Annotated in this window: 11 protein-coding genes; 8 read left to right on the top strand and 3 right to left on the bottom strand. The window is 33.3% G+C overall.

Annotated elements, in window-relative coordinates; genetic code table 11:
• Nucleotides 1-143 precede the first annotated feature (143 nt).
• Complete coding sequence (locus CEQ21_RS06965; RefSeq protein ID WP_185763853.1) at nt 144-908, bottom strand: MBL fold metallo-hydrolase; 765 nt, start codon at nt 906-908, stop codon at nt 144-146.
• A gap of 115 nt (nt 909-1,023) precedes the next feature.
• Here CEQ21_RS06965 and CEQ21_RS06960 point away from each other — a divergent pair, with 115 nt between their 5' ends.
• Nucleotides 1,024-1,437, top strand: coding sequence for an Lrp/AsnC family transcriptional regulator (locus CEQ21_RS06960; RefSeq protein WP_144457148.1), 414 nt, complete (start codon nt 1,024-1,026; stop codon nt 1,435-1,437).
• Nucleotides 1,438-1,624: 187 nt separating this feature from the next.
• On the opposite strand, the gene CEQ21_RS06955 is transcribed toward CEQ21_RS06960, so the two are convergent.
• Nucleotides 1,625-1,885: an HPr family phosphocarrier protein gene (locus CEQ21_RS06955; protein ID WP_185763852.1), complete on the bottom strand. Its 261-nt coding sequence runs from the start codon at nt 1,883-1,885 to the stop codon at nt 1,625-1,627.
• Between the two features lie 81 nt (nt 1,886-1,966).
• Nucleotides 1,967-3,349, bottom strand: a complete 1,383-nt coding sequence (locus CEQ21_RS06950; protein ID WP_185763851.1) for a 6-phospho-beta-glucosidase — start codon at nt 3,347-3,349, stop codon at nt 1,967-1,969.
• 238 nt (nt 3,350-3,587) lie between these two features.
• Between CEQ21_RS06950 and CEQ21_RS06945 the strand changes: the two genes are divergently transcribed.
• The 7 genes from CEQ21_RS06945 to CEQ21_RS06915 all read left to right on the top strand — a co-directional run bounded on the left by CEQ21_RS06945 (nt 3,588) and on the right by CEQ21_RS06915 (nt 13,503).
• Nucleotides 3,588-4,478: a MurR/RpiR family transcriptional regulator gene (locus tag CEQ21_RS06945; protein ID WP_185763850.1), complete on the top strand. Its 891-nt coding sequence runs from the start codon at nt 3,588-3,590 to the stop codon at nt 4,476-4,478.
• A gap of 243 nt (nt 4,479-4,721) precedes the next feature.
• Nucleotides 4,722-5,489 (top strand): SDR family NAD(P)-dependent oxidoreductase, encoded by a 768-nt coding sequence (locus CEQ21_RS06940; RefSeq protein WP_185763849.1) that lies wholly within the window; start codon nt 4,722-4,724, stop codon nt 5,487-5,489.
• A gap of 240 nt (nt 5,490-5,729) precedes the next feature.
• Complete coding sequence (locus tag CEQ21_RS06935; protein WP_185763848.1) at nt 5,730-6,974, top strand: ROK family protein; 1,245 nt, start codon at nt 5,730-5,732, stop codon at nt 6,972-6,974.
• 270 nt (nt 6,975-7,244) lie between these two features.
• Nucleotides 7,245-8,006 (top strand): MurR/RpiR family transcriptional regulator, encoded by a 762-nt coding sequence (locus CEQ21_RS06930; RefSeq protein ID WP_185763847.1) that lies wholly within the window; start codon nt 7,245-7,247, stop codon nt 8,004-8,006.
• 359 nt (nt 8,007-8,365) lie between these two features.
• Complete coding sequence (locus CEQ21_RS06925) at nt 8,366-10,282, top strand: beta-glucoside-specific PTS transporter subunit IIABC (protein WP_185763846.1); 1,917 nt, start codon at nt 8,366-8,368, stop codon at nt 10,280-10,282.
• Nucleotides 10,283-10,469: 187 nt separating this feature from the next.
• The gene (locus CEQ21_RS06920; protein ID WP_185763845.1) at nt 10,470-11,954 is read left to right on the top strand and encodes a sulfatase; all 1,485 of its coding nucleotides are present in this window, start codon (nt 10,470-10,472) and stop codon (nt 11,952-11,954) included.
• Between the two features lie 184 nt (nt 11,955-12,138).
• The gene (locus tag CEQ21_RS06915) at nt 12,139-13,503 is read left to right on the top strand and encodes a PTS sugar transporter subunit IIC (RefSeq protein ID WP_185763844.1); all 1,365 of its coding nucleotides are present in this window, start codon (nt 12,139-12,141) and stop codon (nt 13,501-13,503) included.
• Nucleotides 13,504-13,519 lie beyond the last annotated feature (16 nt).

Here is a 13,519-nt window from a genome sequence, read left to right as displayed (position 1 = left end):
CATATTTTATGATTTATTTTTAGTCAGCTAACAATCTTAAATTAAAAATACTTAAGCTAATGATTATGCTGTTTTAAAAGCAGTAATGAAGAAGAAGCTCATAATTATTTACAAAATAATCTTGAGCTTCTTATATTTAAAACTTAAAAAATGTAGGATTCGCCATCATCTGGAACTAAAATATGATCGGATATTCCTTTGTCATTAATAAAGGTTTTTAACTCTGCTCTTGCTAACCCCCAATGGTTAACTGCTTCCATATGAACAGAAATAATTTTAGATTGTGGGGCTGCTTTATACATTTCGTAAATATCATCTTTACCCATGATAAGAGAACCAAACCCTATTATCTGATTATCTCCACCGTTAACAACGATAATATCAGGTTTATGTGTATCGAGTTCTTGTTGAATACCATTATACCAGACAGTGTCACCTGCTATATATAGAGTTTTTTCAGTAGGCTGCTTCAATACAACACCACAAACCTCACCCATCAATTCTAAAAGCTTTTCTCCTCTGCCGTGTTCCCCCGTTGTTTTTATCAATTGAATACCTTCAAATACTGTATCTTTTGTTAACACTTCTACCTCTTGAAAACCAAAGCTTTTCACTTGTTCAGCATCATTTTGGTTCTGTACAAACATTTTTATCTCCTTTGGCAAAAGTTCCTTAGCAGCATCATCAAAATGGTCTAAATGAAGATGTGTTAGGATAATGGCATCTACTCCACTGATAATATCGTTAACAGACATCGGTAAATCTACAGAAGGATTTCCTTGGTCCTGTCTAATTGTATTTGGAAATGCTGGATAGGTATTTTTCTTTGCTAGCATTGGGTCAATTAAGATTTTTTTCCCTGCATATTCCACTATAATAGTTGCATTTCGGATTTGTGTAATTTTCATGATAATAACTCCTTTTCTTTAAGCTACATATAGTTTATATTTTTGATAAACCTAAATACACAGATAAAATCAGGTCTTTTAGTCGTTTAACTTGATTTATGAAAGGATTTTATAAATGTTAGATCAAACAGATAAGCTTATCCTAGAAGAATTATCAAATAACAGCCGAATTACAATGAAAGAATTAGGCGAGCGAGTCCATTTAACTGGTCAAGCAGCAGCAGCCAGAGTCGCTAAATTAGAGGATAATGGAGTTATCGAAAAATATACCATCCAAGTGAATCAAAAGGAATTAGGCTGCTGGGTGCATGCCTGGATTACAATTTTTACAAAAAGTACATCGCATCAGCCTTATCTTTCTTTTATAGCAGAACAAAAAAACTATGTATTAACGAATTACAAAATCAGCGGAGATGGTTGTTATCTTTTAGAAAGCAGATTTCCCTCCAATGAAGTACTAGATCAGTTTTTAACAGATTTAAATAAGCATGTAAATTATAAAGTTTCCATTGTAATTAATAAGTTGTAGCAGGACATGAATATAAGTAGCGCTATCTAACTTATAAAGCAAATACATTGTTGGATGCTATTCTTTAACTGTATAAATTGCCGCCGTTTAATTGTCTAAGTAGCGCTAGAAATTTCATGGACTTTCTTTTCTAGGGGAAAGGAAAAGGACAGGAGAATTATATGTTACTTCACCGGTCTTTGCTAAGTTAATCAAAAAGTATATCTTCTATTGTCTCAAGAGCAATCTTTTCATCAATTCCATCTGCGCAAATACTAAAATATGCACCAGGTAGAATATATAAAGACAAAATATCCATGATAGAATCAGGAGACTTTCTTATATAAACAGAATTTCCTTGATATGTAATTAATAGCTTAGCGTTGAACATAGAGGAGGCATTTGATAAATAACTTGCTTGACGAGCAAAACCAGTATTAGCATGTAACTTAAATGTTTTTTTTATCATGTAAATCTTCCTTTATGTATAGATCAGCTTTTAATTTGCCTAGAAAACATAGATTAAGTCTATGTTTTCTAGGATGGATTATTAGATTAAACTTCTAGAAAGTTCGTCTTTAACGACAATTCCTTCCGCTTCTAACTCAGCAATTTTATCGGAAAATTGCGGGAGATAGTTTTTGTGTGCGATTAACAATTCATCTAATACACGTTTAGCTGTTTCTCCGCTAGGAATAAGGGGGTTAATGGTAAAAGCTTGTAATGCTAAGCCGTAATCACCAGTAACTGCTGCTTCTTCTACACATAGTTCCATATTCTTCATTACTTGCAGCCAGCCTTTTTCAGCAGGTTGAAATTTGCCAAAAGCAATAGGTCTTGCTCCTGCAGAACCAATATATGCTGAAACCTCCACAACATCATCTGGATCTAAATCAGGAACAGCACCGTTATTTTTAGTGGAAACTACCATGTGCGTATTTTTATTCGCATAAATCGATGCAATTGTTTCACAAGCAGCATCTGAATAGTATGCTCCACCACGTTTTGCTAATTGTTCAGGCTTTTCGTCTAAATTAGGATCCTTATACAAATCAAATAGCTCTGCTTCTGTCTTTTTAACTTGTTGTGCTCTTGTACCAATCTCTGGGTCATTATATTCTTCAAGCATATGATTTAACATCTCATCATATCGATAATAGTAACGGTGGTAGCCGCAAGGAATTAAATTCATTTGTTTTAGTTGCTCTTTGAAAAACGAGATGTCGAATATATTTGTTGGAGTTCCATTTTCATTTTCGTATAATTTGTCAATAATTTGTGATGTCACGTCATTTCCATTAGTATCTTGTACTTTATGCCAGTGAAAATGGTTTAAGCCTGCGAAAGAGTAGACAAGCTCATCTAATGTCTTTCCAATCAATTTTGGTTCTGCCATCATAGCCATAACCGGTACGTTGCACAAACCAATAACCTTCTCCCATTTACCGTAGCGAATAATTGCATCTGTCACCATACCACTTGGATTAGCAAAGTTAATTAACCACGCATTTGGGCATAATTCTTTCATATCTTCGACAATGCTTAGTATGATTGGAATTGTTCGGAAGGCTTTTAGAATACCGCCAGCTCCGTTTGTTTCTTGTCCTACCATTCCATGAGATAAAGGAATTCTTTCATCTTTAATCCGTGCATTCAATAAACCAACTCTAAATTGTGTCGTAACAAAATCTGCCTCTTTTAGTGCCTCACGCCGGTCTAATGTTAAATGAACTTTTACATCATATGGAGAAGCATCCCACATTCTTTGAGCCATCTCACCAACAATCTGAAGTTTTTCTTTTCCTTCCTCCACATCAACGAGCCACATTTCTCTAATTGGCAATTCGTCATATCTTTTAATAAAACCTTCCATTAGTTCAGGAGTATAGCTGCTGCCTCCACCTATAGTTACAATTTTTATGCCTTTAGCCATCAATCTTTCCCTCCAAAATAGGTAAATATATTTACATATAGTTAAAAAGTTTGTAAATTTAAATCAAAGAGGAAATCAGTAGGTCATTTCCTTCTTGTTATTTGTAGTATAAAATAAGTAGATTTATTAACAATAGGTTTAGAGATAAATCATTTGGTATTTACATTTTTGTTTACAAAATATATGTTTAAATGTAAATGTGATTTACAAGTGGAAAAGATGATGGAGTTGATTAAATATGTTATTGACAGAAAAAATGCGGGAGGATATGTTTTCTTCATCTGAACGAGCAATAATTACTTATATATTTGAACAGAGGGAGCAGATAAAAGATAAAACAACACAAGAAATTTCGAAGGAAACGTACACTCATCCGTCTACCTTAATCAGGATCGCAAAGAAGTTGGGGTATAGTGGTTGGATTGAATTGAAACAAGTCTTTCTAGAAGAGATAGAGTATTTAAACAGTCATTATTCAAATGTAGATGCTAATTATCCTTTTGAGGCACAGGATAATATCATGACTGTTGCAAGTAAAATGGCATTACTGAATCAGACAACCATTAGTGATACTTTGTCTCTTATAAATTATGAAGATTTGCAAAAAGCAACTAAAATGTTGGAAAAAGCAGCACATATTAAAGTTTTTTCTGTCTATCATAATTTAATGATTTGTCATGACTTTAAAGCGAAGATGAATCGGATTGGGAAATACGTTAGTCTTTGTACTATTGATCCCCATTTTGAAGCAGCAAACTCTTCAGTGGATAATTGTGCAATAGTTATCTCCTATAGTGGAGAAAGTGAAAATACCGTTGAACTATTACCATTTTTAAAGGAAAAGCGGGTTCCTATCCTTGCTATAACAAGTATTGGCGAAAATACTTTAACTAAATATGCTGATTGCATTTTAAGGATAACAACAAGAGAAAGATTGTATTCCAAAATTGACAGCTTTACCACAAACGAATCAATTAATTTTTTATTAAATGTCCTTTATGCTTGTGTTTTTTCATTAAATTACGAGCATAACCTTGAAAATAAAATTCATATCTCTAAATATTTTGATCACAGAAAAAGTTCGAATAAAGTTATGAAAGAGGGAAGACTAGATCTTGTTGATGAATAGATAAAATAATTAAATAACCATCATTCTAGCAAAAGTTGATAGACAAAGATTGAGGACTTGGCCTGTAATTGGCTCGGTCCTCTATTTTTGCCCCTTTTTATTTTTTAACGATTTACTTGAAAAGAATAACATAAACTAAAAACATATTAAATTATCTGAGTTAAATTGTTGGTTATTTAAAATAACCTATGTTATTATTAATTTGAGATATCTTAATTAAATACATTTAAAGGGGATTTGAAAATGAATTTTAAAGATAAAGTTATTATAGTTACTGGAGCAGCTGGCGGTATCGGGAAAGAAGTAGTGAAAAAAGTAGTTAGTGGCGGGGCAAAGGTAGTACTAGTCGATTTAAACAAAGAAGCAATTGAAGCAGTACAATCAGAGCTTCAATTAACTCAAAATAACAGTTTAGTTGTACAAACTGACGTTTCAAATGAAGAGAATGTTAAAAATTATGTTGATCAAACAATAGCTAAATTTGGTCGAATTGATGGTTTCGTAAATAATGCAGGCGTTGAAGGTCCAGCTAAACTAATTGAAGAAATAACAGAAAAAGACTTTGATTTTGTATATGGTATTAATGTGAAGGGTGTGCTATTTGGTCTTAAATATGTATTGCCTGTGATGAAACAGCAGAATGCTGGTTCCATTGTTAATACATCTTCTGTAGCTGGGTTAACTGGAGCACCAAGTATGGGATTATATAATTCTTCTAAACATGCTGTAATGGGTATTAATAAAGTAGCAGCTTTAGAAGCAGCAACTTATAATGTGCGTGTGAATACTGTTAATCCAGGTGTCATTAATACACAAATGATGCGTAATATTGAATCAAATGTGTCAGAAGACGCTGAGGCAGCAAAACATGCCTACAATGATGCAGTTCCAATGAAGCGATATGGTGAACCTGAAGAAGTAGCAAATGTTATTGCGTTTTTAATCTCTGATGAATCTACTTACATTACTTCATCTTCCTATACTATTGATGGTGGTTTATATAACGTTTAATAAATATCGGGAAAATCACGCGAAAAAGGAGTAGTTTTTTTACTCCTTTTTGCGTGAGAAATTTTACTTGATGCGAAGTTCATCTGAAGCGGTAACAAATGAAAGACAAGAGAAGAAATTAAACTATTAATGCTTCATAAATGAAGCAAATAAACAAGGTGGTTTGAATAGTAAGTTTCTATTACATATCAATAAACTTTTAATGGTCGATATTTAATCCTACTATTCATAGTGAATATTATGAATTTATCTTTTTCATTCTTAAAGATATATGATATATTAGTAAAAAACAGGGAACAGAGTGATAGAATGTTAAAGGATTTCTTATTAGATAACTCGGAAAAAAATAATATTAAGAAACAAATTTATAAATATATTCACTTACACAGAAGGATATCTAAAATTGCACTCTTGCAAGCTTTTAATTTACCTCAAACTACCTTGACAAGAATAATTTACGACTTACAGGATAAAGGATTTATTTATAATGATGGAACCGGAGAACCTTCAGGTGGAAGACCACCTACGTATTATGCAATTGTTCCTAATGCCGCCTATGTAATAGGAATTGATATATCTAGAACTCATGTAACAGCTATTTTAACAAATATATTATTTGAAGAAGTAGAAAAGATTCAATATAAATTACATGCAATAGATACTCCAGAAAAGGTAATACCTAAGTTGATTTTTGATTTAAAAAACTTATTAATAAAGTATAAGATTAAAGATAAAGCTTTACTAGGTATTGGAATAGGATCTGTAGGGCCGCTTGATAGGGAAAAAGGAATAATTTTAAATCCAGATAGTTTTGTTGCAACTGAATGGAATAATGTAGCTATAGTCGAAATGCTTAATAAGGAATTTTCTTTACCAATTACTTTAAATAATGGAGCAAATACAGCTGCCTATGCTGAATATTATTTAAATAGTTTGTTAAATGACTCTATTTTATTCTGTATTAATGGTTATGGTGTGCGAACAGGTTTTTTAGAAAGTGGTGTACCAGGTAATAATCAAGCAGGCGATTCAAGTGCAGCTGGACATATTGTGATTGATATTAATGGAAAAGACTGTATTTGTGGGAAAAAAGGCTGCTTAGCTGCTTACACAACATATAAATCTTTATTGGATGAGATTGTAGCGAAAAAAGATATCTCGCTATTAACAATTGAGGATAACGCCTTTGATTTTATTATGAAGTTATTAAAAAATAATGATTTAGAAGTACAAGAGCTAGTATTGCAATCAGCTTATTACTACGGTGTAGGTATAAGTAATATGATTAATATCTTGCATCCAAGCAAAGTATTTCTGCATGGTAAGTTGATTTATCAGTACCCTGCTTATTATGAAAAAGTGGTACAAACAATAAAGGAAAATATAAACATCACCTCTAATATAATCATTCAAAAAAGTAAATTAGGAGAGAAATCGGTTGCATTAGGTGGCGCTATTGAGATATATAATGCGTATTTTAAATAGCTTTATAAGTATTAGACATAAAAGGCACCCAATTGTTTTATGGTAAATTTAACAATTGTTCGGTGTCTTATTATTTTATTATAACAATTTCTAAATGATAGCATGCCTGAAGTATTTAAAATCATATATATACATAAACAATTGATGCTTTTCCTAACACACCTTTTGTCCGAATTGGATAAAAGGTGTGTTATTATGGAATAAAAAAAGGAATTTATTTTAAAAATTACGGGGACATAATATATAAATAGGAAGGGGAGAAGAGACGCTATGCAACTTGAGAACCTAATTAATGAAAGATATAGTTCGTTCAGTGAAGGTGAACTTGCCATTGCAGGATATATACTTAAAAATAAAGAAATCATTCATCAGTTAAGCATAAACCAACTTGCATCTAAAAGTTTAACATCTAAATCATCTGTGTTAAGATTTGCTCAAAAATTAGGATTTTCAGGATTTACAGAATTAAAAAACTTTATGAAATGGGGAAACTACTTTTCTCAAAATCCAGATGTAAAAAGTAATTTGGGTGAGCAAATAGTGAAGAGTGTCACTAACACAGTAGAGATTCTAAAAAATCAAAGCATGCTTGAAATATTTCAAACGATTGAAAATAGCGAACATATATATATTATTGGCACAGGTTGGGCCCAACAAAATCAAGCCTCAGAAATGCAGAGAATGTTTTTGGGGATTGGCAAAGAAATGCAAGTTCTCCCATTTGGGCATACTAGTCTCTATCAAATTATGATTGAGAGAATGTGCGAGAAGGATTTGCTGATTGTATTTTCAGGCTCAGGTAATAATCCGGTGTTAAAGGAAGCTTTGACAACTCCTATCCTTAAAAACGTTAAAATACTGGGAATCACTGCAAATGCTAACAATTGGTTAATGGATCACTCTACATTTAGTCTTTATGCAAATATTGACTCACCTACAACTGTAACTAGTATATATTCTTTATATAGCCCTATTCATGTAATTATTGAAATGTTGGTTTATAGCTATGTAGAATATCTTAATGGAAAATAAATCCTACCACACATATTGCATTAAGAACCCTTGCCTATTGGCAAGGGTTCTTATCTTTTTTTAGATAGTTAACACTTTCCCAAAACGATGAAGCGCTTTCCCAATGTGTCTGAAAAGAGTCCTAAAGTAGCTGTTATAACTTATAATACGTAAAGAGGGCGCTTTCATAGTTTGTTTTTTTCTTTAACACTATTTATACAAAGGAAAGATGATTAAACAGTAAATGTATGTGTGCAAGATAGTCTTATTATAATATAGGCCATAATTACAGTACTTGTATAACAAAGTTAATTTAGGGACTTAAATTATCTAGAAAAAGGTTTTGTCTCAGCAGTAAATTAAGGGGAGGCAGGGAAAATATGAAATACGAACAGTTAGCAAAAGACATCATTGAAAATGTCGGGGGAAAAGAGAATGTTAACAGTGTTGTGCATTGTATAACTCGGTTACGATTTAAGTTAAAGGATGAAGGCAAAGCAAATACAGAGGTTTTAAAAAACATGGATGATGTCATCACGGTTATGAAGAGTGGAGGACAATATCAGGTCGTAATCGGAAATCATGTTCCAGATGTTTATAAAGCAGTCCTTGGAGTTGGAGGATTTGAGTCAAATACATCAGGTTCAGAAAATGTTCAAGAAGAGAGTCAAGGACTATTTAATAAATTTATAGATATTATATCTGGTATTTTTGCGCCTACTTTAGGAGTTCTGGCAGCTACTGGAATGATTAAAGGGTTTAATGCGCTATTTGTTGCTCTTGGTTTGTATGCAAATACAACGGGAACCTATCAAATTTTAAATGCTGTTGGTGATGCATTATTTTACTTTTTCCCTATCTTCTTAGGATATACATCCATGAAGAAATTTGGAGGCAACCATTTTATTGGGATGGCAATAGGTGCTGCGTTAGTTTATCCAACGCTGTCGGGTTTGAGCTCTGGTGATCCGCTTTACACTTTATTTACAGGTACTATTTTTGAATCACCCATTCATATAACTTTTTTAGGTATTCCTGTTATTCTAATGTCTTACTCATCCTCTGTCATTCCTATTATACTTGCGACATATGTAGGAACGAAATTAGAAAAATGGTTTGCTAAAGTAATTCCAGATGTTGTTAAGAATTTTTTGGTACCCTTCTTTACTTTATTAGTAATCGTTCCATTAACGTTCATCGTGATTGGTCCTGTAGCAACCTGGTTAGGTAAGCTTTTAGGTGAAGGAACTCTCTGGGTCTATGATTTAAGTCCAATTCTAACTGGTCTTGTAGTTGGAGGCTTATGGCAGGTATTTGTTATGTTTGGTTTGCACTGGGGATTAGTTCCAATTGCTATTAATAATATTAGTGTTCATGGCAGTGATTATATATTAGCATTTAATTCTGCCACATCAATGGCAACAGCTGGTGTTGTCTTAGGAGTATTAGTTGCTACTAAGCAAAAAAAATATAAAACATTAAGTATACCAGCATTTATATCCGCAATATTTGGAGTTTCAGAACCAGCGCTTTATGGGATTACACTACCGTTAAAAAGACCATTTATTATCACTCTTATAACCTCCTCTATCGGTGGGTGCATAATGGGGATTATGGGGACAAAAGCATATATGATGGGCGGACTTGGTGTGTTTGGTTTACCAACTAAAATTAGTCCTGATGGAATTGATATGGGATTTTGGGGTGCGGTCATTGCGATGGCAGCAAACTTAATCGTTGGGTTTATCTTAACTTATTTCTTCGGAATAGATAAAAAGAAAGAAAAGGAAGAGTTAAAGCAAAACGTAAAAGCTCAGCAAGTGCAAGAAAAGAATGTTCCTACAGATGTAGTTATCTTCAGTCCACTAAAAGGAGAAGTGAAAAATCTATCTGACATAGATGATGCTGCCTTTTCTTCTGGTTTACTTGGGAAAGGAGTTGCGATAACTCCGACTGAAGGGAAATTAATGTCCCCTGTAAGCGGGATAGTTTCAGCAGTATTTCCAACAAAACATGCAATCGGAATTACTACTGATTCTGGAGCAGAAATCCTCATGCATATCGGAATGGATACAGTGCAATTAGGAGGGAAGTTCTTCTCAACTAATATTAAACAAGGAGATAGAGTTGAACAAGGACAGTTATTAATTGAGTTTGATATTGAGAAAATTAAGGAAGCGGGTTATCCGATTGTGACACCGGTTGTAGTAACTAATCAGGATCAGTACAAAGAAATTAAGGTTGCTAACGAACAACCAATAGATTTTGGAGGCAATATAATTTCTTTACATGTATAAGAGTTAAAAGGAGGGGGGACATTACCCCCTTTTTTTCACTAAGTAAAATGTATAGTGGTCACTTTTTCCCAAAGTCGCGGGTAATTTCCCAATCTGTTTAGATTAGCTAAAAAAGAAGCAAAACAATAATATAATGATAACTATAGTAGTGTATAACTATTTTCATTTTGAGAGGAGTAGGAATAAATTGAGAGCAGTAATGTTAATGTTTGATACTTTATCTCGGAATTTTCTTCCGAATTATCATAATGATTGGGTGCATGCTCCTAACTTCAAACGATTGCAGGAAAAAACAGTTACTTTTGATCAATTTTATGGTGGAAGTATGCCATGCATGCCAGCGAGAAGAGAATTGCATACAGGAAATTATAATTTCCTTCACCGTCAATGGGGACCTCTTGAATCATTTGATAAATCAGTTTTCGAAGAGTTACAGAAGAAGGGAGTATACACACATTTAGTAACAGATCATTCCCATTACTTTGAGGATGGTGGAGCTACCTACCATAACCGGTATTCAACATGGGAAGGTTTTAGAGGTCAGGAAGGTGATAGATGGATTGCCAGAGGGGAAGCTTTGCCAAATGAAAATAAACATAAAATGAATAAGCAAGGTTTATCTGTCTTACAGCATTTCGCAAATAGAACTAGACAACAGCGTGAAGAAGATATGTCCAGTGTTCAAACAATTACTGCAGGTCTTGATTTTTTAAAAACACATAAAGAAAAAGACAATTGGTTCTTACAAATTGAATGTTTTGATCCGCATGAACCTTTCTATGTGCCAGAAAAGTACCGGGAAATTTATGATTGTGAGGATAAAAAAGATATACCATACTGGCCGGCATATCAACAGTTAAATGATGGCGACTATGAAGAGGAAGACATAGATGCCCTTCAAAAAGAATATGCTGCCTTAATTAGTATGTGTGATTATCACCTTGGGAAAGTGCTTGATTTTATGGACGAGCAAGATATGTGGAAAGATACACTTCTTATTGTTAATACAGACCATGGTTTTTTGTTAGGAGAGCATAATTGGGTTGGTAAGAATATCGCTCCGTTATATGAAGAAGTTATTCACATTCCTTTTTTTATTCATGTTCCTAATATTACAATTGGCGGCACTAGATGTTCAGCTTTATCACAAACAATAGATATTCCTCTTACATTAATGGATTATTTTCAAGTTTCATTTGAGAGCACTATGGTCTTGGGGAATTCGCTTCTTCCAATCTTAGCAAAAGAAAAAAAAGCTAATCATGATTCCATATTATTTGGCACACATGGTTCTTATGTTAATATCCATGATGGAAAATACACCTATATGAGAGCAGCTGCTCAGCAAAATAATGGACCATTATTCAATCATACTTTAGCGGTTACAAATATAAGAGGTTTCTTAAGTCAACAATCAATAAATGAAGCAGAACTGATGCCAGAATCAAAATTTACAAATAAGTCTCCTTATTTAAAAATACCAGTTAATAGTCTCTATAACACTTATAAGTCAGGTAATTTATTATTTGATATTAAAAGTGATCCCAAGCAGGAAAATCCTATAGTTGATAATGAATTGGAAAAAGAAATGAGCCATAAATTAGTCGATCTTATGCAAAAAAGTGATGCACCAGACGAACAATATGTACGCTTGGGTTTAGAGAAAAAGTAATTTCTAAAAAGCAGAGAGTAGAGACAGTCATTGCTTCCAAATTAAGCAATGGCTGTTTTTCTTTGGTTAATTAGAACCCCTCCTTTTCCATTTTATCTGGTAAAATTGCAAATTGAACATGATTTGTAGTCATCTATAATTAAAGTATACAGAAATTACAAAAAACAAAGGAGGATTAATCGCCATGTTGGATAAAGCTATGGAGCAAATAGAAAAATATTTAGGGCCTGCAGCTGATTGGGCTTCGAATAACCGCTATTTCAAGGCTATCATGACAGCAATTTTGGCTACGCTTACATTAACGATAGTTGGTGCTCTAGCTGTAATAATTGGTAAACCGCCTATTCCTGAAGTAGTCTTTCAATCTGACAATTTTATAGCAAAAATGTTAGTAGGATGGGCAAAGTGGGGCGATGAGCATGTTTGGCTACGAGGAATAAATGATATTTCAACAGGTATAATCGGCATCGCTTTCACAATGGGTTTTAGCTACAATTTAGCCAAGCATTACAAGTTAAATGAGATAGGTGCGTTAGTCACAAGTGTGATGATTTACTTTTTTATAGTGGGTCAACCGACATCTGTCTTAATTAACGATGTTGCTACACTGCAAATAAATATGAGTGCATTTGGATCCACTGGGATTTTTTCAGGTATTGTTATCTCTGTCATTGTGGTGGAAATCATCCGGTTATTCCACACTAAGGATATTGGCATTAAGTTTCCTGATTCAGTTCCTTTATATGTAAAAACGTCCTTTAATTCCATTTTACCTGGAATTGCGAATGTACTAGTGTTTATATTAATAAATGGTGTTCTTAACAGTTTATTCGGCGTTAAGCTTCCAGAGATGATTACTACTATCTTTAGTCCGTTAGTAAACAACTTTGATAACGTATTTATGGTTGGTTTCTTTATGTTTCTTGTTAATTTATTCTGGTTTATGGGTATTCATGGCGGCAGTATTGTGATGCCGATTCTATTGCCGATTGAACTTCAGAATATCGTAGAAAACCTTAATAATTATTCTGCAGGCTTGCCATATGATAATGTGTTTACCGGTCCTGTTCAGTTCGGATTTATTATGATTGGTGGTGCGGGGATATTCGCATTAGCTCTTCTTAACTTATTTAGTAAATCTACAGGGTTAAAGCAAATTGGAAAGGTTGGTTTCATTCCTTCCTTATTTAACATCAGTGAACCAACCATGTTTGGCACACCAATCCCATTTAATGCAAAGCTATTTATTCCATTTGTAATGGTGCCTGTAATTAATACCATAATTACTTATGCAGCTTTTGATTGGTTTAACTTAATAAATGCTCCTATTCTAAATGTACCAAGTCAAACACCGGTAATTTTAATTGCTATGGCGGCATCAGCATCTGTAAAAGCAGGATTAGTAGCTTTAATAATTATTTTAATAGATATTGCAGTATATTACCCATTCTATAAACGTTTTGAAAAAGAGTTGATACAAGAAGAGGAAGAAGAAGCTGCGTTAACACAAATAAATAATAATTCTGCCCTTGATTTAAAGGCTGAGTGATAATCAGAGAGGAAGT

The organism is Niallia circulans (genome assembly GCF_007273535.1).
Lineage (GTDB): Bacteria > Bacillota > Bacilli > Bacillales > Cytobacillaceae > Niallia > Niallia circulans_B.
This window is presented reverse-complemented; position numbering and strand designations above follow the sequence as displayed.

Bases quoted from the DNA above. Each gene is read 5' to 3' on its own strand.
- CEQ21_RS06965 (WP_185763853.1), bottom strand. From the start codon at position 908: ATGAAAATTACACAAATCCGAAATGCAACTATTATAGTGGAATATGCA.
- CEQ21_RS06960 (WP_144457148.1), top strand. From the start codon at position 1,024: ATGTTAGATCAAACAGATAAGCTTATCCTAGAAGAATTATCAAATAAC.
- CEQ21_RS06955 (WP_185763852.1), bottom strand. From the start codon at position 1,885: ATGATAAAAAAAACATTTAAGTTACATGCTAATACTGGTTTTGCTCGT.
- CEQ21_RS06950 (WP_185763851.1), bottom strand. From the start codon at position 3,349: ATGGCTAAAGGCATAAAAATTGTAACTATAGGTGGAGGCAGCAGCTAT.
- CEQ21_RS06945 (WP_185763850.1), top strand. From the start codon at position 3,588: ATGTTATTGACAGAAAAAATGCGGGAGGATATGTTTTCTTCATCTGAA.
- CEQ21_RS06940 (WP_185763849.1), top strand. From the start codon at position 4,722: ATGAATTTTAAAGATAAAGTTATTATAGTTACTGGAGCAGCTGGCGGT.
- CEQ21_RS06935 (WP_185763848.1), top strand. From the start codon at position 5,730: ATGAATTTATCTTTTTCATTCTTAAAGATATATGATATATTAGTAAAA.
- CEQ21_RS06930 (WP_185763847.1), top strand. From the start codon at position 7,245: ATGCAACTTGAGAACCTAATTAATGAAAGATATAGTTCGTTCAGTGAA.
- CEQ21_RS06925 (WP_185763846.1), top strand. From the start codon at position 8,366: ATGAAATACGAACAGTTAGCAAAAGACATCATTGAAAATGTCGGGGGA.
- CEQ21_RS06915 (WP_185763844.1), top strand. From the start codon at position 12,139: ATGTTGGATAAAGCTATGGAGCAAATAGAAAAATATTTAGGGCCTGCA.